Source organism: Trinickia symbiotica (assembly GCF_003028655.1).
GTDB classification, from domain to species: Bacteria; Pseudomonadota; Gammaproteobacteria; order Burkholderiales; family Burkholderiaceae; genus Trinickia; species Trinickia symbiotica_A.
In genome coordinates, this window is sequence record NZ_PYUC01000003.1 from 15,959 (window position 1) to 41,561 (window position 25,603).

Consider the following 25,603-nt stretch of genomic DNA (forward strand, 5'->3'; position numbering starts at 1 on the left):
GCGTAGCCGGCATCCGCGATTCGAGAGCTCGCCGGCGCGCGCGGTCACTGCTCGCGCCAGGTTGCCCCGCGGGCGACGAACCGTCCCGCCCGCTCGCCCGTCGCCTCCCCGTTACGACACGAGAGCACGCCGTTGACCCACACTGCGTCGATGCCGTCGGCGGCCTGCCGAGGGTTTTCGAACGTCGCGGCGTCACGGATACGCGCCGGGTCGAACAGCACGAGGTCGGCCTGGAAGCCCACGCGTACCTCGCCGCGATGCCCGAGCCCGAAACGCTGCGCGGACAAGCTCGTCATCTTCCGCACGGCCTCCTCGAGCGGGATGAGCTTCGCATCGCGCGCATAGTGGCCGAGCACGCGCGGAAACGCGCCCCATAGGCGCGGATGCGGCAGCGGATCGTTCGGCAGGCCATCGGAGCCGATCATCGTCGCGGGGTGCGAGAGGATTCGGCGAACGTCGTCCTCGGACATGTTGTGATAGACCGCGCCCGCCGGCTGCAGACGTTCGGCCGCCTCGCGCTCGTCGACGCCCCACTCGGCCGCGATCGCCGAAAGGCGCTTGCCGGCCTGCTCGGGATGCGGCGTCGACCATGTGATCGTGATTTCGATGTCGCCCGTGACTTGCTTCAGATCGAGCGTCGACGAGCTGCGATCGTACGGATAGCAGTCGCAACCGATCGGTTGGATCCGCCGCGCCGCTTCCAGCGAGGCGAGCACCTCTTTGCTTCGGCCCCAGTTGCTCGGCCCTGCGCACTTCAGGTGCGAGACGACGACGGGCACGCGCGCATGGCGGCCGATCCGGCACGCTTCGTCGAACGCGTCGAGGATGGCGTCGAACTCGCTTCGCATGTGTGTCGTATAGACGGCCCCCGCGGCGGCAAGCGGCTGCGCCAGCGCCATCACCTCCTCGGTCGGCGCGGCATTGGCCGAGGCGTAGGCGAGCCCGGAGCTCAAGCCGAGCGCGCCGTGCGCAAGCGCCTCCTCGAGCTCGGCGCGCATCGCGGCCAGTTCGCGCTCGGTCGCGGCACGATCGAGGCGATCCATATGGTTGTTTCGCAGCGCGGTGTGGCCGACGAGCGCCGCGACGTTGACGGCGGGACGCGCCGCTTCGATCGCGTCGACGTAGGCCGCGAAAGTGGGGTATCGAAACGCGTCCCGGTCACCGAGCAGGTTCATCGGGTCGGGCGGATCGCCTTTCAGCGTCACGGGCGACGCGCTGATGCCGCAATTGCCGACGATAACCGTCGTTACGCCTTGCGTGATCTTCGGCAGACATTGAGGCGAGCGGATGACGTGCGTATCGTCGTGCGTGTGAACGTCGATGAAACCCGGTGCAAGCGCCCGGCCTTCCGCCTCGACGACTTCCTCGGCGAGCCAGTTCGAGAGATTGCCGATGGCAGCAATGCGCCCGTCGCGCACGGCAACATCGCGCACGACGGGCGGCTCGCCCGTGCCGTCGTATAGCTGCGCCCCGACGATCAGCGTATCGGCGGCTTCGGGGTGAGAATGCATGCGTAGTCTCCTCGTTCAGGCGGGGTCATCGCTTCGATCGTACCCGCAGGTTCGGTACCATGCACGGAAAGCGGATGTTTCGACCGGCACGCGGATGTGCGCTTTCGTACGTTCGATATCGTGCCGGATTCATCATATGCAGTCGAGCAGCGCCCGACAACCGACGACGACCGACAAGGACAGTTTGCACGCCATGAAGATCACCTATCAAAACGCGACGATCGATCCCCGCAGCAAGGGCCTCGGCACGGTGCCGAGCGCGAGCGTGCCGCTCGAATCGGCGGCCAACCTCGAATGGAATCTGCTCGCCGAGGACGTCAGCCTGCCGGCCGCCGTGCTCTACGCGGACCGGATGGAGCACAACCTCCAGTGGATGCAGGCTTTCGTTGCGGAGTACGGCGTCAAGCTCGCGCCGCACGGCAAGACGACGATGGCGCCGCAACTCTTTCGCCGACAACTCGAAACGGGCGCCTGGGGTATCACGCTCGCCACCGCCCATCAGACGCGTGCCGCGTATCTCGGCGGCGTCCCGCGCGTGCTGATGGCGAACCAGCTCGTGGGGCGGCACAACATGGCGATGATCGCGGAGCTCCTCACGGACCCGGATTTCGAGTTCTTCTGTCTCGTCGATTCCGTCGACGGCGTCGAGCAGCTCGGCGCGTTCTTCGAGTCGGTACGCAAGCCGCTGCAGCTTCTCATCGAACTCGGCGTGCCGGGCGGGCGCACGGGCGTGCGTGACGATGCGCAGCGCGACGCGGTGCTCGCGGCCATCGCGCGGTATCCCGATACGCTGCGGCTGGCGGGCATCGAAATTTACGAGGGCGTCCTCGCCGACGAAACGGCCGTGCGGACCTTCTTGCGCCGCGCCGTCGAGACGACGCGCACGCTCGCGGCACAAGGCCGCTTCGCACGCACGCCGGCGATCCTGTCCGGCGCCGGCTCTGCGTGGTACGACGTAGTCGCCGAGGAGTTCGCGCAGGAATCGAAGTCGGGTGCCGTCGAGGTCGTGCTGCGGCCGGGCTGCTATCTCACCCACGACGTGGGCATCTACAAGAAGGCCCAGGCCGGCATCCTCGCGCGCAATCCCGTCGCGAAGAGGATGGGCGAGGCCCTGCTGCCGGCGCTGCAGCTTTGGGCATATGTTCAATCGATCCCCGAAGCCGATCGCGCGATCGTCGCCTTCGGCAAGCGCGACGCCGCTTTCGACGCGGGTCTGCCCGTTCCGGCGCGCCATTACAGGCCGGGTACGCCCGCTCCGCGCGAAATCGCCGCCGATGAAGGCTGGGAAGTGACCGGACTGATGGATCAGCACGCCTACATGCGCATCGCGCCGGGCGCCGACCTGAAGGTGGGCGACATGCTCGCGTTCGACATTTCGCATCCGTGCCTGACGTTCGACAAGTGGCGGCAGGTGCTGATCGTGGATAAGCAGTATCGAGTCACCGAAGTCGTCGAAACGTACTTCTGAACGGCAGGGCCTGCACGTTAGTGACTGACCGATCGCAGGCCCACCCGGCTCAGACCGTCTCCGCCTGCGCTACCTCGGCGATGCGCGTCTCGAACTTGGCGAGCGCGGCCGAAAGTGCCCGCAGCGCATCGTCGGGCAATGCACCCATCGTTTCGCGCAGGAATGCGTTGCGGCGCGGCAGCGCTTCGGCGACGACGGCCGCGCCTTCGCTCGTCAGTTCCACGTTCGTTACGCGGTTGTCGCGCGCGTCGACGCTGCGGGCCACCCAGCCCAGCGCCTCGAGCGCCTTCAATTGCCGCGTCAGCGCGCCCGGGTCGATCCGCAGGCGCTCGACGAGGCGCTTTTGCGACCATTCCCCGAGCTGATCGGAAAGCGCGAAAAGGATGCGCCAGCGCGGCATCGGATGCCCGACGTGTGCCTCGAATGCCGACATGAAAGCGCGATAGGTGCTGCCGAACTGGCGGACGACCGCGACGTATTCATGTTCTTCCATTGCGTGCTCCAGGTCCGGTCCGTTCATTCACTGGCGACCGCAGGCTCGGGCGCGTGTGCGATCTTGACCCGCGGCACGCGCCGGCATTGCCAGGCGGCGAAGAGCGCGACGGCCATCGCGACGGCGATGCCGGCATGAATCGATGCGACGAGCGCCTCGCGCGCCGCCTCGAGCAGCGCGGCACCGTCATGGCCCGCGTGCGCGAGCTGCGCGATGAGCGATGGCTGAGCCTCGCGGTTCACGAGAATTTGCGGATCGCGCATCTGATCGAGCCATGACGTGGCATGCGCCGCTTGCAGCGCGCCCCCGACGCGATGCCGGTACATCAGCGAAACGAGCGTGCCTGTCAACGCCGTGCCGAACATTCCGCCGATCATCCGCAGCGACTGCAGCAGCGCGGTGGCGATGCCCAGGTGCTCGCGGCCCGCCGTCTGCTGCGCGAAGACGGTGAGGTTCGGCAGCACGAAGCCAAGGCCGAGCCCGCCCGCCACCATGAATGTCATCAGCAGTGCGTGCGGCATGTTACGCGTCGCGGCGACGGTGCCGAGACATGCGACGGCGACAAGCAGGAACCCGATCCATAGCATCGAATTCGGATTGCGGATGCGCGTGACGATGCGGCCATTCGTGATACTGCCGATCGTGATGAATACGACGAGCGGCGTAATGACGAATCCGGCATCCCGCGGCGAAAGCCCGAAGCCGCCCTGCAATAGCAGCGGCGCGTAAAAGAGCAGAGAAAACATGGTGAACCCGCCGAGCACCGACAGCGCGAAGAGCGCCGCGAGGCTTGCGTTGCGGAACATGTCGAGCGGCAAAATCGGTTGTGCACTCGCGCGCTCCCATTTCAGCAGGGCAAAAGCGCTGACGACACTGAGCACGACAAGTGCGGCGACGACCGGCGTGAAGCCGTCGTGCGCGACCCATTCGACGAAGAGTTGCAGGCTGGAGAGCGAGATCGCGATCAACAGCGCGCCGGGCCAATCGAGCCGTATGCGGCCCTTGTGCTCGACGTGCCGCATATGCGGCAAATAGCGCCAGACGAAGACGAGCGAGAGCAGGCCGACCGGCAGATTGACGTAGAACGCCGAGCGCCAGCCGTAGTACTGGGTGAGAAAGCCCCCGAGCGACGGCCCGATTGCGTTGGCGATGCCGAAAGCCGAGCTCATCAGCACCTGCCACCGTAGCCGAACGACCGAATCGGGGAAGAGATCCGCGATACAGGCGAACGCGGTGCCGACGAGCATGCCGCCGCCGATGCCCTGCAAGCCGCGCGCAAAGACGAGAAAGAGCATGCTGTTCGCGGCGCCGCAAAGCGCCGACGCCCCGGTGAAAAGGGCGATCGACGCAATCACGAACGGCTTTCGGCCATAGTAATCGCCGAGCCGCCCGAAGATCGGTACGGTGATGACGGATGTGAGCAGATAGGAGGTCGCGACCCATGCATAAAGGTCGAAGCCCTTCAGCTCGGCGACGATCGTGGGCAAAGCCGTGCCCACCACCGTTTGGTCGAGCGCGACGAGCATCGTTACGAACGATACGCCGAGCATCGCCAGCAGCGACTCGCGAAAAGGGAGGACCTGCCCCTTCGAATGGTGAGGGGCCGTATGAACAGCCATCGTTTGTTGAAACAATCGTTGTGTCGTCAAAGAATTGAAATGATAGCATGATGGGGCGGTCGCCGCCTTGCGCTCGCGCCATTCCTTCGCGCGCGTGCCGCCGACGGGCGCTCTGCCTCACCGTCAAGGGAAATGCTGTGATGGAAGATTCGACACCGGCCATTGCCGGCCCGCTCGCGGCCGACGATCTCGCGGCGCTCGCGCGGGCGAAGCGCGCGCTAGAGCGTGCGCCGCTTGCAATGAAGTTGGCCGGCGCCGCGGGCGCGCCGGTCGAACGGCTGATAGCGCGTCTGCCGGAGGCGGCGCACGAGACCATCGCCGAAGCGACGCGGCGCGCGCTAGACAAGTGTCTGCAGGCCGCGCTGGCGAGCCTCGGCGTGCGCGGCGAGGTCGATGGCCTCCTACCGGTCGGCTCTACCGCGTCGGCGAAGGCCCGCGACCTCTGGCACAAGCTCGCGGTCGCGACCACCGGCGCGGCCGGCGGTGCCTTCGGGCTGTTGGCGTTGCCGGCGGAACTGCCGGTCACGACGACGCTGATGTTCCGTTCCATCTGCGATATCGCCCGCAGCGAAGGCGAGGACTTACGGACGATCGAGACGCAGCTGCAATGTCTGTCCGTATTCGGCCTCGGCGGCGGCACCCGGTCCAAGCGCGAGCAGGCCAACGAAGAAGCGGAGTTCGGCTACTTCATCGCGCGCGGGGCGCTCGCGCAGGCCATATCGAAGGCATCGTCGGACTTCGCGTCGAAGAGCTTCGCCTCCCACGGCACGCCCGCACTGCTGAGACTCATGAACGCAATCGCGGCGCGCTTTTCCGTGCAAGTCAGCGAGCAGGTCGCGGCGAAGTCGATTCCCGCGATCGGGGCGGTGCTCGGTGCCGTCGTCAACACGGCCTTCATCGACCACTTCCAGCAGACGGCGCACGGCCATTTCACCATCCGCCGGCTCGAGCGGCAATATGGCACCGAGGTTGTGCAAACCGCTTATAGCGCGATCGACCTCTCGCCGCTGCGCTGACGATAGCGTTCGCTCGCATGACGGCACGCGAACGCAGCCGCCCGGTCGAGCGCGCGATGCGCCTCGGGAATGAACGGGGCGAATAGTTGCCAGACGTGCGGCATTTTCGACCACACCTCGAACTCGACGGCACACCCGGCCGCCCGCGCGCGCTCGGCGACACGCCGCGCATCGTCAAGCAGCACCTCCGTGCTGCCGACCTGAATCATCAGCGGCGGCAGCCCCGTGAAATCTCCATAGAGCGGCGACGCATACGGGTGCCTGGGATCCGCGCCGGCCAGATAAAGGCGCGTTGCGCGCTCGATGGCCGCACCACGAAACATCGGATCCGCTCCGTCGTTGGTGACGAGCGTCTCGCCCGTCGCCGCGAGGTCGGTCCAAGGGGAGAACAGCAGCGCCGCGGCAGGCAACGCGTCTTTCGCGTCGCGCAGCGCGAGAAGAAGCGCGAGCGCGAGGCCGCCGCCTGCGGAGTCCCCCGCTACCACGATCGAATCGGGCGGTATCCCGTCCGCTAGCAGGCAACGATAGGCGGCGAGCGCGTCGTCGACGGCGGCGGGGAATGGATGCTCGGGCGCAAGCCGGTAATCGAGCGAAAACGCGCGGGCGCCCGCACGCACCGCCAGCGGAAACACGAGGGAGCGATGCGATCTTGGCGAGCAGAAGTAGTAACCGCCGCCGTGCAAATAGAGTAGCGTGCGCATCGGCGCGCCAACGTCGGGCACGGCCGCACTATCGAGAGGCGCCGACGCGGCGGGATGGATAGGGGCGCCAAGTTTGCCGGCCGGCTCGAGCCATTCGCCGCGTAACGGTGCCTCGTCGAGACCGTAGTGCTCGGTAAGCCGCCAGCCCGCCGGCACCTTCGGCGACCAGACGCGCTCAGCCGTTCGCGTACGGGCACGCTCGACGCTCACATGAGGCTTCTCCGTCTCCGGACGGAACTGCTTTTTGAGAACCCAGCTGACGACGGCGCTTTGCCAACTCATCGCGGCCCCCTCCCGGAACTCGGCAACCAATCATGGTACTTGCGACGAACGTGCCATGAACGAGCGGTTCTCGAATATACGATCTAGACCGGATGGACAGAAGCTAGTGCGGCGCAGGGGGCGACGGCAACAACTGGCCGCGTATTTCGCCGCCCTTGTGTTGCTCCGTATAGATATTGAAGTACCACTTGCCCGTCTCGAGGTCGTTGATCTGCGCGTCCGTCAACGTGGCTTGACCTTCGATGTCGCCGCGCGGCGCCTTCGCGAGCGGGGCGTCGATCTGTACGCCGGCGTTTTGGCCGACCGGTGCCGGTCCCTGAAAGCGAGCCATCGTTGCCGGGCCGGAGAGCCCCTGAAACGAGCCCGCCCACATGAGAAGCTTCGTCGATGTGTCGAACATCGCTTTCAGCTCACCGCTTCCCCTGCTCGTCGTCGGCGGAACCTCGCTCGACGGCTGCAGGCTGGCCTTGTAGACGACTTCGTCCGCAAGCGCCGCGCCGATCGTCAAAACCGACAGCAGCGCGGCAACTCCGAGCTTGCGCATCATACGCATATTGTCCTCGCGATCGAGACGTCTCCGTCGGCACAGCGCGTCGCCGTGCACGCGGGTCGGCAGCAATGGTAGACCAAACCGTCAGGCCGTATGGGGTTCCACGTACACGGGCGCTCAGCAGACCTTCCGAAACATCAGGTCGACGACGGTGCCGGGCCCGATGGGCGTCCAAGCCGCATCCTTCGGTTGGGCCTTGCCTGCCGGCTCGCCCTCGGCCGTCACATAGTTGGTATCGATTGCGCGCCATGCTTTATGGTCGCAGTCGATTTGATAGCGGGTGATGGAGACGGCAACAGGCTTCGTCGCCCCGGAAAGCATCGCGGGGACTTTCCACAGCGTCTTCGCAACGTACTCGAGATAGCCGTCGGGGCCGCTTTTGACGCTATCCATGTCGACCTCGTAAGAGAGATCGCGCTCACTCGTCAGATGGACCCATTGCGCCGCATCGGCATGGGAGTTTGCCGCAAGCGCCACGGAACAAATCAGCAATCGACGGAGCAATTTCATTATCTTTCCTATGATCGAAATTGGCCCACGACGTCGATTCGAATTTATTCCGAACTTGTGCTTATCGCCCTTCGTGCGGGCGTCTTCGACGTTACTGGATTCTAGCAGAGCGATCATTCACCGCGCGCAGCGATATGGAAAATTCGACATGCTCGAACGACTTGAGCCGGGAGCGCCTGGCACGCGTAACGAAAGGGGCACTGCTCACTGCTCGAGGCACGGCAAGCGAAGCTCGGGAAGCAGACGGATCGAGCGCTAGCGCACACCGCTCGCGTCGAATGTGATGTCTGGCGCGCTGGCCCCGACGCCCGCCTCGAAATCATGCACGCGCAGGCTCACTTTCCGGGCATAAGCCGACGATCCTCCGTAGCTCTTGAGTGCCGCGGCCATGTCGCCCTGGGCCGACTCTATATAGCCATGAAGGATCGCGGATCCGGCTTCGATATTGGCGGCCGGCTCCGTCAGATCGATATGGCTCACCAGGCGACGGTGCGCGGCGGGCACGACCTGCATGAGTCCGGTCGCGCCGTGCAGGCCATGCGCCTTCTCGCGAAAGCGCGACTCGATCGAGATGATCGCAAGCACGAGCGCCGGCGGCAGCGAGTACTTCGATGCAGAAGAGATCACGGCGTGGGTGATCTCTTCCGCCTTCGCACGGGCGAGGCCGAACTTTTCCACGAGCAGGCTCGAGATGCGATGCGTCTGCGCCGTTGCGGCTTCGCTCGCGGATGCATGGGCGGGTGCCGCGGCGCCGCTTGCTTGCGCTAACGACGATGCGTCGATTCCACTCGTTGCCGGCGCGGGTGCGGGTACGGCTGTCGATTCAGAGCCCTCGGCATAGGCATGCGTCAGGACTCCGAACGAAATCAGCAGTGCGCAGAGGACTCGGCTCATGGGTCGATGCGGAACAAATGGTCCCGCATTATAACGGCGCGCAATTAATCAGCAGACAAGAACGCTCCGATATCGATGGAGCGCTCTACGAAGCCCGAAGCATAGGGATCGTCGGCCGCAACGGCCGCATGACAATGGCATGACAATTGAAGTGACGACTCACTTGCAGCCGCAGGCGCACCCGGACGCGAAGCGGTTTGTCAGCTCGCGGGCTCGAGCACACGCTGAAGCACGGCGTCCTCGATCGCGGCGAACGCGGCCGTGCCGCGCGCTCGCGGCCGCGCGAGCTCGACCTGCCGATCGAGCCCGATGCGCCCGCGCTCGATGAGCAGGATTCGGCTCGCGAGCGCCACGGCTTCCTGCACATCGTGCGTCACGAGCAGCGCGGTGAACCGGTGCTCGCGCCAAAGCCGCTCGATGAGCTCGTGCATTTCGATGCGCGTGAGCGCGTCGAGCGCGCCGAGCGGCTCGTCGAGCAGCAGCAGGTCGGGGCGATGCACGAGCGCGCGCGCGAGCGCCACACGCTGTCGTTGGCCCCCTGACAGCTGCGCGGGCCAGTCATGCTCGCGGGCCGAGAGGCCCACCTCGTCGAGTGCCGCGCGCGCTTCATCGCGCGCCGTGCGCGGCAGGCCGAGCATGACGTTCGCGAGCACGCTCTTCCAAGGCAATAGCCGGGCATCCTGAAACATGATGCGTGTGCGGGGCACTCCACGCGGCTCGCCGTGCCCGCCTTCGCCCCTGACGAGCTCGCCGTCGTCGGGCGTCTCGAGACCGGCCACGAGGCGCAGCAGCGTCGACTTCCCGCAGCCGCTGCGTCCGATGATCGCAACGAAGCTCCCCTTGGCGACCGACAGGTCGAGACGATCGAGCACAACGCGCTCGGCGTAACGCTTCGAGATCGACTTCAGGACGATCGCCGCCTCGGTGCCCGTTTCAATCGCAGCAGCGTTTGCCAGGCCGATCTCGTCCGCCGTTGCGGAGGCACTCACGCCTTCGCTCCTCGCCACCCGGGCGGCCGCTTCACCGCCTTCGCCGCCTTCGCCCATCTCGCGCCGAGGCTCGTGCGCGCTGCGCGCGGACGCACGGCACTGCCCGCATAGGCCGGATGCCAAGGCAGCAGACTTCGTTCGAGGCCGCGCGCGAGCATGTCGGCCAACTTGCCGAGCAATGCGTAAAGCAGAATGCCGACCACCACGACGTCCGTTTGCATGAATTCGCGCGCATTCATCGTCATGTAGCCGATGCCCGACTGCGCGGAAATCGTCTCGGCGACGATCAGCATGACCCACATCAACCCGAGCGCGAAGCGCACGCCGACGAGAATCGAAGGCAACGCGCCCGGCAAAATCACGTCGCGGTAGAGCGCCAATCCCCGCACGCCATAGCTCCTCGCCATTTCGACGAGGTTGCCGTCCACCGAGCGGATCCCGTGAAAGGTGTTCACATAGATGGGAAAGAACACGCCGAGCGCGACGAGAAAGAGCTTTGCCTGCTCTTCGATACCGAACCAGAGGATGACGAGCGGAATCATCGCGAGCGCGGGAATGTTCCGAATCATCTGGATCGTCGAATCCAGCGCCGCTTCGATCGGCTTGAAAAGCCCCGTCGCGAGCCCGAGTGCGAAGCCAATGCCGCCGCCGATCGCGAACCCGACCAATGCGCGCCACGCGCTCACCTCGACGTCGGTCCACATTTCGCCGCTGCGCACGAGCCCCCATGCCGCTTGCGCAACGGCAAGCGGTTCGGGCAAGACGCGCGCGGACAGCCAACCGATGCGTGCGCTCACCTCCCACGCGAAGAGGATGAGGGCCGGGACGATCCACGGCACGATGCGTCTCGTCAACGCCTGCGTTTTCACGGTGCTTCCCCTTTCAATCATTTCGTAGTACGAAGGATTCCGTCACCCGCGCTCGAGCACGTTCCGCTCAGCCGCGCGCTGCTTTCGGCAAGTGCGTCACGCCGACGATTTCGCCGAAAGGCCCTGGCAGCGCCGATTCCAGGTTCTCCCGCACCCGCTGCGGTAGCCTTGGAAAGACGAGTTCGGCGAAGCGATACGCTTCCTCGAGGTGCGGATAGCCGGACAGAATGAACGTGTCGATGCCGAGCTCGGCATACTCGGTCATGCGCGCCACGACCTGCTCCGGAGTGCCGACGAGCGCCGTGCCGGCCCCCGTGCGCACGAGTCCGATACCCGCCCACAGATTCGGATAGATCTCGAGCTCAGCGCGCGTGCGCCCCTTGCCGCCATGCAATGCAGCCATGCGGCGCTGCCCTTCCGAATCCATCTTGGCGAAATCGGCCTGCGCTTTGGCGACGGTTTCGTCGTCGACGCGGCTGATGAGCCGGTCCGCCTCGGCCCACGCTTCGTCCTCGCTTTCACGCACGATGACGTGGAGCCGGATCCCGAACTTGACCTTGCGCCCCTTGCGCTCGGCCTTCGCGCGCACGCTGGCGATCTTCTTCGCCACCGCGTCTGGCGGCTCGCCCCACGTCAAATAGGTATCGATATGATCGGCCACGATCGCCTGGGCAGCTTCCGACGATCCGCCAAACCACAATGGCGGATGCGGCCGCTGAAACGACGGGTAGAGCAGTTTGCCGCCTCGCGAGCTCAAATGGCGCCCCTCGAAGTCGACCGCCCCGCCGTCATGGGCGGTCCTGAAGTGGTCGCGCCAAATCGACAGAAACTCGTCGGTAATCTCATAGCGAACGTCGTGATCGGCGAAGAAGCCATCGCCTTCCAGCTCAACGGGGCTGCCGCCCGTCACGACGTTGATGAGAAGCCGGCCTTTCGAAAGTCGGTCGAACGTTGCCGCCATCCGGGCCGACAGGCCCGGCGAGCTGAGCCCCGGCCGGATGGCAACGAGAAACTTGAGCCGACGCGTTGCCGCGATGAGGCTCGATGCGACGACCCATGCGTCCTCGCAGGAACGACCCGTCGGCAGCAGCACGCCTTCGTAGCCGAGCGTATCGGCTGCCACGGCAATCTGCTGGAAATAGTCATAGGTGGCGGCGCGCGCGCCTTCGGACGTGCCGAGATAGCGCGAATCGCCGTGCAGCGGGATGAACCAGAACACCTTCATGCGCCTCTCTCCGCTCTCAGGCAAGCCACTGCGCGTCTTTGACGGCGATTTGTTTCGGAATGAGCCTGAGCTCGCTGAACGTATCGGCGATCGTTTGCTGTGACGCCAGCACGTTTGCCGAGACCGGACGGGCGCCATACGACGAGCGGCGCGCGGCCACTTCGACGATAGCCGGCTCGAGGCCGACGAGCGGCGCGAGCTGGGCGGCAACCGCGGCCGGGTTCGCCTTCGCCCAGGCGTCGGCGCTCGCCAGTTCCTCGAGCGTCGCGCGCACGAGCTGCGGCGCGCTCGATGCGAAGCGCCTCGATGCCAGATAGAACTGCGTGTTGTCGACGAGACCGGTGCCGTCGGCGAGGATGCGCGCGCCGGTTTGCTTCTCGATCGCGGCGAAGTAGGGATCCCAGATTACCCATGCGTCGACGCTGCCTTGCGTGAACGCGGCGCGCGCGTCGGCTGGCGCGAGGTAAGCAGGCTGAATGTCGGCGTACTGAAGGCCGGCGTGTTTCAACGCCCGCACCAGAAGGTAGTGGACATTCGATCCCCTATTGAGCGCAACTTTCTTGCCGCGCAGATCCGCGACGGACTTGATCGGCGAGTCGTGCGGCACGACGATCGCTTCCGCGGCAGGCGACGGCGGCTCATTCGCGACGTAGACGAAATCGACGCCGGCGGCCTGGGCGAAGATGGGAGGCGTTTCACCGACCGTGCCGAAATCGACGGCCCCTGCGTTCAGTCCTTCGAGCAATTGCGGGCCTGCGGGAAACTCGAGCCACGAAACCGTGACACCTTGGCTCGCGAGACGCTTCTCGAGCGTGCCGCGTGCCTTCACGAGTACGAGCGAGCCGTACTTCTGATAGCCGATACGCAAGGTCTTGGCAGACGCGCCTTGCGCGCGCGCCGACTGCGGGTATCCGGCGCTGAGCGTGCCGACCGCGAGCGCGCCGCCGCTCGCGGCGGCTGCCTTGAGCCAGCGACGGCGTGCGAGTTGATGAAGCTCGTTGTTCTTCGAAGACATGACTTCTCCACGACGCTGATTGAGCGCCTTCGGCACAAAACTGTTCGGTTTCAAGAGAAAGGGGATCGAGCGGCGCTACCGCTACGGGAACCGCCAGTCTAGGAAAGGCGCGATGCGGTGAGAACGATTGTTTTCAGCTTTGCTCTTGCGGGATCGTCATATGGCGAAATCATGCAATCGATTTGACGTCCATGCAGATCGCGGATGCCTGGCGCGCCGGCACGCGAGTTGCGGCGCCAGCGGAATACGATGGCGATCGGGAGACAAACGATGGCGACGCGACCGCAGACGGACTTGCCGCAATTCGACCGGCCGTTCCGACTATTCGCAACCGGAACGCGCGTGCTCGCGCAAAATGCGGCGGGCAAATTGATCGACCTTGGTGCGATCGACTGCAGCCCTAAAGGCGCGTGCACGATCCGCCTCGACGTCGACGGCATCGACAGCGGCCCGCAGGCTGGAGCCGAGGCCGCGCTTCAGGCCCTCGTGCCGATGTTGAGCTTCGATTACCTCGATGCTCTCTTTACGAGCGAGGCCGACGCGCAGTTCGATGGGTTGCTCGACGATTTGCCGCATGTCGCCTTTACACTGCCCGAGTCGGCTCCGCGCGAGTTCGTCGATCGCAAGCCGCCTGAACTGTTCTAATTCAAATGTGGCACTGGCGCGGCACGCCTGGCGCCGTTGACGCTTCGAACGCAGCCTTCGGCGGCGGTCTGACTCGCGCGCTTTCAAACGGACGAACGAGCACACACGCCTGCGACGCACCTACTGCTGCTGCAAGCTGCCCCACCGCGCCACCGCCGGCTCGGCATCGGCCCACTTCCATCGCGTCCCTTGCTGACACGCGCTAGCCGTATACCAATCCTCGTGTGCTTCCGGACCGTTTCCATGCGCGACGGAGAACACGAAGTCCTTGCAAAGGGCGAGCGGGGTCGCGAATGCGCGCGTCACACGAACGCGCCCGCGCCCGTTCTCGATCGGTAGCCAATGCTTGACGCGCCATGCCCCGCTTTCGTCGACGGGCAGCGCGCCGACGACGGCCGCGATCGCATCCTGCTGATCCTGATGCAGATGGCGCGTCGTACGCCTGACCGCTTCATCCGTTGCCGCCTCCACCGCAATGCCGACGCCGATTCCGATCGCAGGGTTCGTCGTCGCGGCCCCGGTCGCAACGCCGGCCGCGGCGCCACTTGCGGCGCCAATCGACTGGCAACCTGTTCCGACGATCACCCACAACGCGGCGCTGATCGCGGTGATCCCGGCGAGATAGCGTGCGTTCATTGCATCGGGCCCCATCGGCTCGTCGCGGGCTCGGCCGACGCCCATTTCCACTTGGCGCCGTCGCGGCATATCGATGCGACATAGAATTCGTTTTCGGCCTGCGACTCGCTGACTTTTACCGCACTGGCGGCGCTTGCAGCATTTGGAGCATTTGCCGCACCCTCCGAGCGCTTCGCGGCCGGCCGATCGACCGAAAAAACGATCTCCTTGCAGTCGAGCGCACCCGTACTGATGACGCGGCTGACGGTCACGCGTCCGTGTTGGTCAGGCTCGATCGGGATCTTGTGCGAAACCGACCAGGAGGCCACTGCGCCGACGTCGAGCGGCCCTGCTGCTTCAGCGATGCGCTCTTGTGTAGCGTTGTGCGCGACGCGCTGCGTATACGCGACGCCTGCGCGAGCCGCGGCCACCGCGCCGAGACCGATGCCCGTCGCGACGGCGGCGTTGCGCGTCACCTTCGATGCGGCGGCGGCTCCGGCGATACCCGCACCCGCATTCGCGCTCTCGGTATAGATGGAATTGCAACCGCCGAGGGCTAACACGCTCGCGCACGCAACGACCGCGAGCGCGATCGAAGCGCCTGTCCCGCGCCACGTTGCCAGAAACGACCCAGGTTCTCCGATCGCATCCGCCATCGCTATCTCCTTGCTTGCATCCCGACTATCTGCAATCGGCGTGCCGAGGAAAGGGCTCCATGGGCGTGAGAGTAAGATCGCGTTGAAGTTGACTGCTTTACCGGGATCTTCAAATGGACCTATTCGCTTTCGCGCCCCGCCCTGTCCGGCTCATTTGCCCGGCCCTGTTGCTTGCGCTGACAGCCGGCACCGCCGAAGCCGGGCAAAACGCCAGTGCTCACTCACCCGCTTCCGGCGTCCTCTGCGATCGATATATGTGCGCAAACGACAAGGGCGTCTCTCGCGAGTTGACGTCTCGGTATCTGGGGAAGAAGGCTGCGGCAAGGCTTTTTTCGCAAGGCAAATTCAGCCAGACGGAATTCACCTTCGCCAACGGTATCTTCTGCGACGTCAAGGAACGTCTTTGCCGCGAAAATCGCTTCTACGGTGCGGATGGGAAGCACAGTGGGGCGGTATCGGGAAAGTACACGACGCAGCTTTTCGGCAAGTGACGGGCGCCGCGTACGCTCGGAGAGCACGCCTGAAAACGCGTGTCGAGATAGGCTGAAAACGTCGGATCGTTGCTTTTAGCGGTGAACCTCTTGCGTTGTATATAAAACAACAGCGGTTGTCCAATCAACAACACGCTGCTTGTCGTCGCCGCCGCGTTGTGCGATCTACAACACTCGCTGTAGAATGAACAACGATAAGCGATGGCTGTTGCAGACGATCCGCCGAGGTGTATCGAGCGCATGAACGAAAAAATGTTTGCCGAACTCTTCGGTGGAGTGGGCCGTTTCAAAGCCCTGCGCCATCTGTTCGAACACCCGAACGACGAATTCAGCGCTAGGGAGCTCGCCGCCCAGACCGGGCTGGACCCCGGCAACACGCATCGATGGTTGCAACGCTGGGAGGTCGTTGGGCTCGTGAAGCGCGGCGCAGCGAAGGCCGGCTATCAGGTCGCGCGGGATCCAGCTCTAGTTCCGCTCATCGATCTCTTTCGCCAAAGCAGCGTGCTCGTTGCGGATCTCCAGCAAATGCTGCGAGAGGCAACGGGCGTTCAGGTTGCCTTCATTTTCGGATCATTTGCGCGGCATGAAGAAAGGGCGGCGAGTGACATCGACGTGCTCGTGCTCGGCGCCATCTCCGAACTTAGGACTAACGCGCTGCTGCGCCCGCTCGCACGCAAGTACAGCCGACCGTTCAACGCCTCGGTGTTCACAATCGAGCAATTCCGCGCATTGTTGAAGCAAAACGATCCATTCGCGACTGAAATCATGCAGCATCCCAAGGTCAGCTTGATAGGAGACCTGGATGCCGTCGCTCGATGACCTGCTAAACACGCCAGATACACCGTTGACCCGCCAATCCGCCGTCAACAAGGTGCAGTTGCAAGGCTGGCTCAAAGAAGCCGCCCTCAAGTACGCCGACGCTCAACGCAAAGAGAATAGCGCCAGCACGCGTATGGACGCCGCCTACGACTCCGTCTTTTTCTGCGCGTTGGCAGTGCTTGCGAGCCAGTCAGTTCGAGTATCGTCCAAGCCAGGGCATCACCAGATGGCTTTGGAAGCGGCTGCCCATATCATGGGCCTGCCGCAAGAACTCAGCGATACGGTTGACGCGTTGAGGGACTGGCGCAATCGCAAATACCAAGCGGCGTTCACCGCGAGCGATGCAGATGTGGCTGATGCTCTCGATACTGTACTTCGTTATCTAGAGACCACCGCTGGCTGGTTTCAGTGAGTGTGTCCTTCTCTGCTCAAATAGTCGCTGCGACGCGCCCTCTCGATTTGCGCTTGCGGACAAGGCAAGCGGCCCCGAGGATCTCACCGAATCATGTATTCAAATGAGAAACTCGGGGCCGCGCTGACATCAGTGGATGAAGCAGCCGTTAGAACGGAATATCGTCATCCATCTCATCGAGCCCGCCGCCGGCCGGCGCGCTGGGCCGGCCACCGCCCGCGCCCCCACTGCCGCCGCCGCTACGCGCCGCACCACCGCCCGCGGGCCTACCACCGCGTTCAGCCGGCTCACGGCCATACCCACCGCCTTCGTCACCCATGCCGCCACCGCCGCCCGAACCGCCGCGGCCGCCCAGCATCTGCATCTGTTCCGCGACGATTTCGGTCGAATAGCGGTCCTGACCGTCCTGGCCCTGCCACTTGCGCGTGCGAATGCGCCCTTCGATATAAACCGACGAGCCCTTCTTCAGATACTCGTTGACGATCTCGGCAAGCCGCCCGAAAAACGCGACGCGATGCCACTCGGTGGCTTCCTTCATTTCACCGGTCGTCTTGTCCTTGTAGCGGTCAGTCGTCGCGAGACGAATGTTCGCAATGGCGTCCCCGCTCGGCAGGTAACGCACTTCAGGATCAGCGCCGAGGTTACCGACGAGAATGACCTTGTTGACGGATGCCATATGTTTCTCCAGTTGATTCCGTGTTGCCCGAGAGAGCCGCGTAAGCAGCGACTCCGGCCCCATGCATAGCGCTATTGTGCGGCGACGCCGTTCGTGTGGACAGGAACAGGAATCAGCGCGAAAAGCAGCCGCCCCGAACCCGCGCCGGGTTGCGTCCTGTAGGCCGTCTTGCCTCGAACCCTCACCGGCTGCCGGCTCCCGTTCACGCCTTGCGCGGCGGCGGCTTCATATTCGCGGCGATTATAAGCCACCCCAAAACGAGCCCCGAGCACGCGAAAAACACCGCATTCTGCCCGACCGATTTCAGCAGCCACCCGCCGATCACACCGCCCAACGCGAGCCCGACGGACTGCGTCGTGTTATAGACGCCGGCCGCCGCGCCTTTTCTCGTGCCGGGCGCAAGTTTCGAAACGAGCGAAGGCTGCGACGCTTCCAGGATATTGAACCCGAGGAAGTAGACGAACAAAATCGCCGCCACCGACAAGATGGTATGCGGTGCCGCGCCGAGCAACAATTGGCCGATCAGGATAAGCCCAATGGCACCGAGCAGCACCGGCTTCATCTTGCCGCGCTTCTCCGCGGCAATGATCGCGGGCACCATCATCACGAACGAAAGCCCCATCACGGGCAAGTACACCATCCAGTGCGAGGCGACCGGCAAGCCGCCTGCCTCGAGAATCCGCGGCACGACGAGGAAGAGCGCCGTTTGCGTCGCGTGAAGCACGAGCACACCAAAGTTCAGGCGCAAGAGCTCCACGTTGTGAAGCACCTCGGCAAAGGGCGCGGGCACGTGCACCGGCTTCGGCGCGTTCGGCACGATCCAGAGCACGACGCCGACGGCGACGAGCGACAGCACGCCGACGAGCGCGAACAGCCCGTTCATGCCGATCCAATGGAAGACGATAGGCGCGCCGACGATGGCCACCGCGAAAGAAATGCCGACGCTGCCGCCAATCATCGCCATCGCCTTCGTCCGGTGCTCCTCGGCCGTCAGATCCGCGATGAACGCGATGACGGCCGACGAAACGGCACCCATCCCTTGAATCACGCGCCCGGCGATGATCCAGGCCATCGAGTGCCCAATGGCCGCGACGAAGCTGCCCAGCGCAAAAATCGCGAGCCCCACGGCGATCACGGGCTTGCGGCCCAGCTTGTCCGACGCCCAGCCGTAAAAGATGTAGAGCATCGACTGGGTGACGCCGTATGCGCCGAGCGCAATGCCGACCAGCAGCACGTTGTCGCCGCCGGGGATCGTCTTCGCGTAGACGGAGAACACCGGCATGATCATGAACAAACCGAGCATGCGCAGCGCGAAGATGCCCGCGAGCGACACGGTCGCGCGCAGCTCGGGCGCGCTCATGCGTGAGGAAGTGACGGAAGCGTTCGACATCAGGGGAGCGGATCGGTAGCGGTGGCGACGCCGTTCGACGTCTCGTTCACGCCGCGTCCCGTCCGCCGAGGGGACCTTCCCTCAACGGGATTTCCTCGGGGCGCCAGGCCGTCCCAGCGGAGGCGCTGTAAGGACGCCGTAACGGCTGTCTGCAAAAGTCGTTATAGTAGCAGGTTTGGTCCGCCCCCTCGCTCAGTCAGGTATGGAACAGATTCGCATCCGTGGGGCTCGCACCCACAACCTGAAAAACGTCAATCTCGACCTGCCGCGTCACAAGCTCATCGTCATCACCGGGCTCTCCGGCTCGGGCAAATCGTCGCTCGCCTTCGATACGCTCTACGCCGAGGGGCAGCGCCGCTATGTCGAGAGTCTCTCCGCGTACGCGCGCCAGTTCCTGCAGCTGATGGAGAAACCCGATGTCGACCTGATCGAGGGGCTCTCACCCGCCATCTCGATCGAGCAGAAGGCGACCTCGCACAACCCGCGCTCGACGGTCGGCACCGTCACCGAAATTCACGACTACCTGCGCCTGCTCTATGCTCGCGTCGGCACGCCCTACTGCCCGGATCACGGCATCGCGCTCGAAGCGCAAAGCGTCTCGCAGATGGTCGATACCGTGCTCGCGCTGCCCGAGGACACGAAGCTGATGATCCTCGCGCCCGTCGTCGCCAATCGCAAGGGCGAGCATGCCGAGCTCTTCGAGCAGATGCAGGCGCAAGGCTTCATCCGGTTTCGCATCCGCTCGGGCGGCGGCACCGCCAACGAGGGCGAAGCGCAGATCTACGATGTCGATTCGCTGCCGAAGCTCAAAAAGAACGACAAGCATACGATCGATGTCGTCGTCGATCGCCTGAAGGTGCGCCCCGACATCAAGCAGCGTCTCGCCGAATCGTTCGAGACGGCGCTGCGGCTCGCCGACGGCCGGGCGGTCGCGCTGGAGATGGACGACGGGCACGAGCACGTGTTCAGCTCGAAATTCGCCTGTCCGATCTGCTCCTATTCGCTGCCGGAGCTCGAGCCGCGCCTTTTCTCGTTCAACAATCCGATGGGCGCGTGCCCCGATTGCGACGGGCTCGGGCAGATCACGTTCTTCGATCCGAAGCGCGTCGTAGCGTATCCGTCGATTTCGCTCGCGGCAGGCGCGGTCAAGGGATGGGACCGGCGCAACCAGTTCTATTTCCAGATGCTGCAAAGCCTCGCGGCCTACTACGAGTTCGACATCGATACGCCGTTCGAGGACCTTCCCGAAAAAATCAAGAAGCTGATTCTCTTCGGGTCGGGCAAGGAGACAATCCCGTTTTCCTATATCAACGAGCGCGGCCGCGCGACGGTGCGCGAGCACGTCTTCGAGGGCATCGTCCCGAACCTCGAGCGGCGCTATCGCGAGACCGACTCGGCCGCCGTGCGCGAGGAGCTCGCGAAGTACCAGAACAATCAGCCCTGCCCATCGTGCGACGGCTCACGGTTGCGCCGCGAGGCGCGCTTCGTGCGGCTCGGCGCGAATGGCGACGCGCGCGCCATCTACGAGGTGAGCGGCTGGCCGCTGCGCGACACGCTGGGCTACTTCCAGACGCTCAAGCTCGACGGCGCGAAGCGCGAAATCGGCGAGAAGGTCGTGAAGGAAATCGTCGCGCGGCTCATGTTCCTCAACAACGTCGGGCTCGATTATCTTTCGCTCGAGCGCAGCGCAGACACGCTCTCGGGAGGTGAAGCCCAGCGCATCCGCCTCGCCTCGCAGATCGGCTCGGGGCTCACGGGCGTCATGTACGTGCTCGACGAGCCGTCGATCGGCCTCCATCAGCGCGACAACGATCGGCTCATCGCGACGCTCAAGCACCTGCGCGACCTCGGGAACTCGGTCGTCGTCGTCGAGCACGACGAGGACATGATCCGCATGGCCGACTATATCGTCGACATGGGCCCGGGCGCCGGCGAGCACGGCGGCATGATCATCGCGCAGGGCACGCCGGTGGAGGTCGAGGGCGATCCCGCGTCGATGACGGGCCAATACCTCTCGGGCACACGCCGGATCGAGTTTCCGGACGAGCGCAAAGACCCCGATGAGCGCCACCTGCGCATCGTCGAAGCGCACGGCAACAATCTGAAGCGGGTCACGCTCGATCTGCCCGTGGGCCTTCTCACCTGCGTGACGGGCGTCTCGGGCTCGGGCAAGTCGACGCTCATCAACGACACGCTCTATAACGCGGTCGCGCAACACCTGTACGGATCGTCGACGGAGCCCGCGCCTTACGAATCGATCGAAGGCCTCGAGCACTTCGACAAGGTCATCAACGTCGATCAATCGCCGATCGGCCGCACGCCGCGCTCGAATCCCGCCACCTACACGGGCGTGTTCACGCCGATCCGCGAGCTTTTCGCCGGCGTGCCGGCCGCCAAGGAACGCGGCTACGATCCGGGGCGCTTCTCGTTCAACGTCAAAGGCGGCCGCTGCGAAGCCTGCCAGGGCGACGGCGTACTGAAAGTGGAGATGCACTTTCTGCCCGATGTCTATGTGCCTTGCGACGTCTGCCACGGCAAGCGTTACAACCGCGAGACGCTCGAGGTCCACTACAAAGGCAAGAACATCAGCGAGGTGCTCGACATGACAGTCGAGCAGGCGCACGATTTCTTCGGCGCGGTGCCCGTCATCGCACGCAAGCTCAAGACGCTGCTCGATGTCGGCCTCGGCTACATCCGGCTCGGGCAATCGGCCACGACGCTCTCGGGCGGCGAGGCCCAGCGCGTCAAGCTTTCGCTCGAACTATCGAAGCGCGATACCGGCCGAACGCTCTATATCCTCGACGAGCCCACGACCGGCCTGCACTTCCACGACATCGCGCTTCTGCTCGAAGTGATCCACCGGCTTCGCGATCACGGCAATACAGTCGTCATCATCGAGCATAATCTCGATGTAATCAAAACCGCCGACTGGGTGATCGACCTGGGCCCCGAAGGTGGCGCGGGTGGCGGGCAGATCATCGCGCAAGGCACGCCCGAGCAGATTGCGAGATCGAGGGCGAGCTTCACAGGGAAATATCTCGCACCGCTGCTCGAGCGGCGCTAAAGCCGCGAGCGAGGCAGCACCGCACGAGCACGTTGCCTCGTAAATACGGGTGGAGACACAAGGCGTCATGGGTAATCGCGACGAAGCACCGAAGGAACTTGCCACGCGGGACAAGGCTGCGCGTCCCGTGCGTCTCACAAGCGACATGAGCCTGCCGAAGCTATCCGTCGTCGAAGCCTGCAGCTACGTCGCGGCCTTGGCCGGCATGTGGGCCGTCATGCACCTGAAGCTGCTCGCCGCGCTGCTCGCCGGCATGCTCGTCCATCAGCTCGTCCATATGATCGCTCCGGTAATCGAGCGGCATATGTCGAGCCACCTGGCACGCCTCGTCGCGGTCGTCATCCTGGCAACGGTGGTCGTCGGCGGATTGACGAGTCTCGCGATCGGCATGATCGAGCACTTCGAGCAAACCGTGCCGAACATCCAAAGTCTGCTCGGGCAAGTCATGCAGATGATCGAGCAGGCGCGCTTGCGCACACCCGACTGGATTTCGACGATGCTTCCCGTCGACGCCGAGCAAATGAAAGCGAAGGCCGGCATGCTGGTCCATTCTCACATGGACCAGCTGCAGCAAGGCGGCAAAAACGTCGCGCGCGCGTTCGGACACGTGCTCATCGGCATGATCCTCGGCGCCTTGATCGCGATCACGGCCGATCGGCACGCGCAGCGACTGCCGCTCGGTCGGGCACTGGCGACGCGAGTCGGGCGTTTTTCCGATGCGTTCAGACGTATCGTTTTCGCTCAGATCAAGATCTCGGCGATCAATGCGGTATTCACCGCGCTCTATCTGCTCGTCGCCCTGCCCATTTTCCACGAGAGGCTGCCGCTCTCGAAGACACTCGTCCTCATTACGTTCATCGCGGGGCTCCTGCCCGTCATCGGCAACCTCGTCTCGAACACCCTCATCGTTGCCATATCGCTATCGGTCAGCCTGCCGACGGCCGTTGCCTCGCTCGGCTTTCTCATCGCGATTCACAAGCTCGAGTACTTTCTGAATGCGCGCATCGTCGGCGGCCAGATCGAGGCGCGCGTGTGGGAGCTGCTGCTCGCCATGCTGATCATGGAAGCGGCATTCGGCGTCGCCGGCATCATCGCCGCGCCTGTCTTCTACGCTTATATCAAGCGCGAGCTCATCTACCTGCGGCTCGTTTGAATGTCCGCGGCACGTCGAACGTGCCGTGGGACATTTCCTGGCGCCGCTTATCGGAAAACGACGGTCTTCGTCCCGTTGAGCACGATCCGATGCTCGGTGTGCCACTTGACGGCACGCGCGAGCGTCACGCATTCGACGTCGCGCCCGATCGCCGTCAGCTGTTCCGGCGTCATGCTGTGATCGACGCGCTCGACCTCCTGCTCGATGATCGGACCTTCGTCGAGATCGGTCGTGACGTAGTGCGCCGTGGCGCCGATCAGCTTCACGCCGCGATCGAACGCCTGGTAGTAAGGCTTCGCGCCCTTGAAGCTCGGCAGGAACGAATGGTGGATGTTGATCGCTCGGCCCGCCAGCCGCTCGCAAAGCGTCGGCGAAAGAATCTGCATGTAGCGCGCGAGCACGACGAGATCGGCCTGGCTTTGCTCGATGACCTCGTAGACGCGCGCCTCCTGCGCGGCCTTCGCATCGGCCGTCCCTTCCGTCAGCGGAAAGTGATGGAACGGAATATCGTAGCTCGCGGCGAGCTGATAGAAATCCTTGTGGTTCGAGATGATCGCCGGAATCTCGATCGGCAGCTGCCCCGTGCGATAGCGGAACAGCAGGTCGTTCAGGCAGTGGCCGATCTTCGACACGAGAATGACGACGCGCGGCTTCACCAAGGCGTCATACGCCTCCCAGCGCATCGAAAAGCGCTCGGCGAGGGGCGTAAATGCCGCGCGCAGCGCATCGAGCCCCGGGTCGCCGCCGACTTGCTGAAAATGCACGCGCATGAAGAACTCGCCGGTGCGGCTATCGCCGAATTGGGCCGAGTCGAGAATGTTGCCGCCACGCTCGTAAAGAAAACCCGAGACGGCGTGCACGATGCCGGGCCGGTCTGGGCACGACAGTTTCAGGATGAAGCTGTGTTCGGTCGACATGACCAGCGAAAACTCCTTTCGTTTTTTAGCGATTGCTGTCGGCGAGCCGCATCGCCTTCATATCGACTGCGGCACGCCCGGCGGGGGCGGCGCGAAGAGCGCCTCGATGCCGGCGCACGCCTCTTCGTCGATCCATCGATGCCGCAGCATGCAATCGAGCGTCGCGAGGCTCGCGTCGACCGTCAACGCGCCTTCCTCGATCCAACGCGCCACCTCATCGATGCGCGCGAGCCGGTGCTCGCCGACTTCGCCGTCCTGGTTGTGAGGCGTGAAATCGTCAGGCAGCGGAAGATCGTAGACAAATATCTGCTCAGCTTGCGTCCCTTCGGGAATCGACTGCAGCACATGAACGGTCCGGCCGCGTGCGGCGCGCTCGGCCAGATGCACACCGATGCCCGCCTCTTCCCAGCATTCCTTCGCGATCGTCGCCTCGATCCCGAGACCCCACGCGATGCCGCCCGCGACGACGTTGTCGAGCATGCCGGGATCGGTCGCCTTCGTCTCGCTGCGCCGCGCAATCCATAGCTGCGGCGCGCGATCCGCGTATTTTACGATGCCGTTCAAGTGAACCGCATACGTCATCGTGCCGAAAAAGCGCGCCGCCGCGCGTTCGATGTAGGCGAGCGGCTCATCGTCGAACGCGTTGCGAATCGCGTAGATTTCGTCGCGCCAGCCGACGATGCCGCCGGCGGCGGCCAGCGCGCCGATGACGGCGCCGAGCGCGGAGGACCGGCTGTCGGGGGTTCCGTCGAAGCGCGAGGCGAGCACGACGCGGGCCGGCTCGATATCGAACACGTCAGGCCAGCGCGCGAGCTGCGGCAGATCGCTCTCGCGGATCCAGCCGACCTGGCGTCCGGCGAGCCAGAACGAACGGTGGGCGCGGGGATCGAACCGGCGCGCCGCGACGATGCAAGGCAGAGTCATCTCGGTCCCCTCGAGCGGGCGGGCAAGGGACGAAGTGAGCATGGACTTCGCTTCATGTTCAGTGCCCGCCGAACTCGGTGACCGTAAAAAGCGGCAGCCCGTTCTCGCGCAGCAGCTTCGAGCCGCCGAGATCGGGCAGATCGATGATCGCCGCGCCTTCGACAACGACGGCGCCAAGCCGCTCGAGGAGCTTCTTGCCGGCCATCATCGTGCCGCCGGTCGCGATCAGATCGTCGAGGATGACGACTCGATCGCCGGCGCCGCATGCGTCCTCGTGGATCTCGACCGTCGCCGTGCCGTACTCCAGCGCATACGATTCAGACACGGTCTTGTACGGCAGCTTGCCGATCTTGCGGATGGGAATGAAGCCGATATTGAGTTCGTAGGCGACGATTGGCGCGATGATGAAACCGCGTGCATCGAGGCCAGCGACATAGTCGAGTTTCGCTTCGACATAGCGCTCGATGAAAAGGTCGATGAGGACCCGCAGCGTCTTCGGCCGCTGCAAGAGCGGGGTGATGTCGCGAAACTGCACGCCGGCCATCGGCCAGTCGGGAATCGTGCGAACCTGGCTCTTGATGAACGCGGCGGCGTCGTGCGGCGTGTCCGCGGGCGCGTGGGGCATGGACTTCTCCGAACAAAGGCGGTCCGCCCTCGGTTTGGCGGACCTGATCGATCAAAAACGGTGAGTGGGCGACG

General features: G+C 64.5%; 25 protein-coding genes and 1 pseudogene. 8 read left to right on the forward strand and 18 right to left on the reverse strand.

Annotation, left to right across the window (positions count from 1 at the left end; translation table 11 throughout):
- Window positions 1–44: 44 nt before the first annotated feature.
- Window positions 45–1,511, reverse strand: a complete 1,467-nt coding sequence (locus C9I57_RS06075; protein ID WP_107149770.1) for an N-acyl-D-amino-acid deacylase family protein — start codon at window positions 1,509–1,511, stop codon at window positions 45–47.
- A gap of 193 nt (window positions 1,512–1,704) precedes the next feature.
- On the opposite strand from C9I57_RS06075, the gene C9I57_RS06080 reads away from it, so the two are divergent.
- On the forward strand, window positions 1,705–2,979 hold the full coding sequence (locus C9I57_RS06080; protein WP_107150145.1) for an amino acid deaminase: 1,275 nt from the start codon (window positions 1,705–1,707) through the stop codon (window positions 2,977–2,979).
- A gap of 49 nt (window positions 2,980–3,028) precedes the next feature.
- On the opposite strand, the gene C9I57_RS06085 is transcribed toward C9I57_RS06080, so the two are convergent.
- Both C9I57_RS06085 and C9I57_RS06090 read right to left on the reverse strand, forming a co-directional pair.
- Complete coding sequence (locus C9I57_RS06085) at window positions 3,029–3,472, reverse strand: MarR family winged helix-turn-helix transcriptional regulator (RefSeq protein ID WP_018443687.1); 444 nt, start codon at window positions 3,470–3,472, stop codon at window positions 3,029–3,031.
- 23 nt (window positions 3,473–3,495) lie between these two features.
- Window positions 3,496–5,091, reverse strand: a complete 1,596-nt coding sequence (locus tag C9I57_RS06090; protein ID WP_107149771.1) for an MFS transporter — start codon at window positions 5,089–5,091, stop codon at window positions 3,496–3,498.
- Window positions 5,092–5,231: 140 nt separating this feature from the next.
- Here C9I57_RS06090 and C9I57_RS06095 point away from each other — a divergent pair, with 140 nt between their 5' ends.
- Window positions 5,232–6,107 (forward strand): EcsC family protein, encoded by an 876-nt coding sequence (locus C9I57_RS06095; RefSeq protein WP_107149772.1) that lies wholly within the window; start codon window positions 5,232–5,234, stop codon window positions 6,105–6,107.
- Here C9I57_RS06095 and C9I57_RS06100 read toward each other — a convergent pair.
- The 8 genes and pseudogenes from C9I57_RS06100 to C9I57_RS06135 form a co-directional block, all read right to left on the reverse strand.
- Window positions 6,074–7,090: an alpha/beta hydrolase gene (locus tag C9I57_RS06100; RefSeq protein WP_107149773.1), complete on the reverse strand. Its 1,017-nt coding sequence runs from the start codon at window positions 7,088–7,090 to the stop codon at window positions 6,074–6,076. The two genes, C9I57_RS06095 and C9I57_RS06100, sit on opposite strands and share 34 nt — an antisense overlap.
- A 103-nt stretch (window positions 7,091–7,193) precedes the next feature.
- Window positions 7,194–7,643 (reverse strand): CHRD domain-containing protein, encoded by a 450-nt coding sequence (locus tag C9I57_RS06105; protein ID WP_181321742.1) that lies wholly within the window; start codon window positions 7,641–7,643, stop codon window positions 7,194–7,196.
- A gap of 114 nt (window positions 7,644–7,757) precedes the next feature.
- Entirely contained in the window at window positions 7,758–8,150 is a 393-nt protein-coding gene (locus C9I57_RS06110; RefSeq protein WP_107149774.1) for a surface-adhesin E family protein, read from the reverse strand.
- 255 nt (window positions 8,151–8,405) lie between these two features.
- Window positions 8,406–9,044: a lytic transglycosylase domain-containing protein gene (locus C9I57_RS06115; protein WP_107149775.1), complete on the reverse strand. Its 639-nt coding sequence runs from the start codon at window positions 9,042–9,044 to the stop codon at window positions 8,406–8,408.
- A gap of 215 nt (window positions 9,045–9,259) precedes the next feature.
- Window positions 9,260–10,090, reverse strand: a pseudogene (locus C9I57_RS06120) (ATP-binding cassette domain-containing protein); the annotation flags it as partial.
- Window positions 10,030–10,923, reverse strand: a complete 894-nt coding sequence (gene ssuC, locus C9I57_RS06125) for an aliphatic sulfonate ABC transporter permease SsuC (protein WP_107149776.1) — start codon at window positions 10,921–10,923, stop codon at window positions 10,030–10,032. The gene ssuC and the pseudogene C9I57_RS06120, both read right to left, overlap by 61 nt.
- 46 nt (window positions 10,924–10,969) lie before the next feature.
- Window positions 10,970–12,127: an FMNH2-dependent alkanesulfonate monooxygenase gene (ssuD, locus tag C9I57_RS06130; protein ID WP_107149777.1), complete on the reverse strand. Its 1,158-nt coding sequence runs from the start codon at window positions 12,125–12,127 to the stop codon at window positions 10,970–10,972.
- 16 nt (window positions 12,128–12,143) lie between these two features.
- Window positions 12,144–13,142 carry a sulfonate ABC transporter substrate-binding protein gene (locus C9I57_RS06135; protein WP_107150148.1) on the reverse strand — a complete coding sequence of 333 codons (999 nt, stop codon included), beginning with the start codon at window positions 13,140–13,142 and terminating at the stop codon, window positions 12,144–12,146.
- Between the two features lie 270 nt (window positions 13,143–13,412).
- Between C9I57_RS06135 and C9I57_RS06140 the strand changes: the two genes are divergently transcribed.
- Complete coding sequence (locus C9I57_RS06140) at window positions 13,413–13,787, forward strand: hypothetical protein (protein WP_107150149.1); 375 nt, start codon at window positions 13,413–13,415, stop codon at window positions 13,785–13,787.
- 120 nt (window positions 13,788–13,907) lie between these two features.
- Here the strand turns inward: C9I57_RS06140 and C9I57_RS06145 are convergent, their stop codons facing one another.
- Window positions 13,908–14,423 (reverse strand): hypothetical protein, encoded by a 516-nt coding sequence (locus C9I57_RS06145; RefSeq protein ID WP_258187536.1) that lies wholly within the window; start codon window positions 14,421–14,423, stop codon window positions 13,908–13,910.
- Window positions 14,420–15,058, reverse strand: coding sequence for a hypothetical protein (locus tag C9I57_RS06150; RefSeq protein WP_258187537.1), 639 nt, complete (start codon window positions 15,056–15,058; stop codon window positions 14,420–14,422). The genes C9I57_RS06145 and C9I57_RS06150 overlap by 4 nt, the downstream gene beginning before the upstream one ends.
- A gap of 113 nt (window positions 15,059–15,171) precedes the next feature.
- Here C9I57_RS06150 and C9I57_RS06155 point away from each other — a divergent pair, with 113 nt between their 5' ends.
- The 3 genes from C9I57_RS06155 (at window position 15,172) to C9I57_RS06165 (ending at window position 16,780) form a co-directional block, all read left to right on the forward strand.
- The gene (locus C9I57_RS06155; RefSeq protein ID WP_219909856.1) at window positions 15,172–15,549 is read left to right on the forward strand and encodes a YcgJ family protein; all 378 of its coding nucleotides are present in this window, start codon (window positions 15,172–15,174) and stop codon (window positions 15,547–15,549) included.
- A 240-nt stretch (window positions 15,550–15,789) separates the two neighbouring features.
- Window positions 15,790–16,368 (forward strand): nucleotidyltransferase domain-containing protein, encoded by a 579-nt coding sequence (locus C9I57_RS06160; protein WP_181321743.1) that lies wholly within the window; start codon window positions 15,790–15,792, stop codon window positions 16,366–16,368.
- The gene (locus C9I57_RS06165) at window positions 16,352–16,780 is read left to right on the forward strand and encodes a hypothetical protein (RefSeq protein WP_107149779.1); all 429 of its coding nucleotides are present in this window, start codon (window positions 16,352–16,354) and stop codon (window positions 16,778–16,780) included. The genes C9I57_RS06160 and C9I57_RS06165 overlap by 17 nt, the downstream gene beginning before the upstream one ends.
- A gap of 148 nt (window positions 16,781–16,928) precedes the next feature.
- On the opposite strand, the gene C9I57_RS06170 is transcribed toward C9I57_RS06165, so the two are convergent.
- Window positions 16,929–17,456, reverse strand: coding sequence for a single-stranded DNA-binding protein (locus C9I57_RS06170; RefSeq protein WP_107149780.1), 528 nt, complete (start codon window positions 17,454–17,456; stop codon window positions 16,929–16,931).
- Between the two features lie 202 nt (window positions 17,457–17,658).
- Complete coding sequence (locus C9I57_RS06175; protein ID WP_258187538.1) at window positions 17,659–18,846, reverse strand: MFS transporter; 1,188 nt, start codon at window positions 18,844–18,846, stop codon at window positions 17,659–17,661.
- Between the two features lie 202 nt (window positions 18,847–19,048).
- Between C9I57_RS06175 and uvrA the strand changes: the two genes are divergently transcribed.
- Together uvrA and C9I57_RS06185 are read left to right on the forward strand one after the other, a co-directional pair.
- The gene (gene uvrA, locus C9I57_RS06180; RefSeq protein WP_107149782.1) at window positions 19,049–21,910 is read left to right on the forward strand and encodes an excinuclease ABC subunit UvrA; all 2,862 of its coding nucleotides are present in this window, start codon (window positions 19,049–19,051) and stop codon (window positions 21,908–21,910) included.
- Window positions 21,911–21,977: 67 nt separating this feature from the next.
- Complete coding sequence (locus C9I57_RS06185; RefSeq protein WP_107149783.1) at window positions 21,978–23,063, forward strand: AI-2E family transporter; 1,086 nt, start codon at window positions 21,978–21,980, stop codon at window positions 23,061–23,063.
- Window positions 23,064–23,110: 47 nt separating this feature from the next.
- On the opposite strand, the gene purU is transcribed toward C9I57_RS06185, so the two are convergent.
- Genes purU through C9I57_RS06200 form a run of 3 tightly spaced genes read right to left on the reverse strand, consistent with a single transcriptional unit; the run spans window position 23,111 to window position 25,529 of the window.
- Window positions 23,111–23,980 carry a formyltetrahydrofolate deformylase gene (gene purU / locus C9I57_RS06190; RefSeq protein WP_107149784.1) on the reverse strand — a complete coding sequence of 290 codons (870 nt, stop codon included), beginning with the start codon at window positions 23,978–23,980 and terminating at the stop codon, window positions 23,111–23,113.
- Between the two features lie 57 nt (window positions 23,981–24,037).
- Window positions 24,038–24,904, reverse strand: a complete 867-nt coding sequence (locus C9I57_RS06195) for an NUDIX hydrolase (protein WP_107150153.1) — start codon at window positions 24,902–24,904, stop codon at window positions 24,038–24,040.
- 58 nt (window positions 24,905–24,962) lie between these two features.
- Window positions 24,963–25,529, reverse strand: coding sequence for an adenine phosphoribosyltransferase (locus C9I57_RS06200; RefSeq protein ID WP_107149785.1), 567 nt, complete (start codon window positions 25,527–25,529; stop codon window positions 24,963–24,965).
- Window positions 25,530–25,603 lie beyond the last annotated feature (74 nt).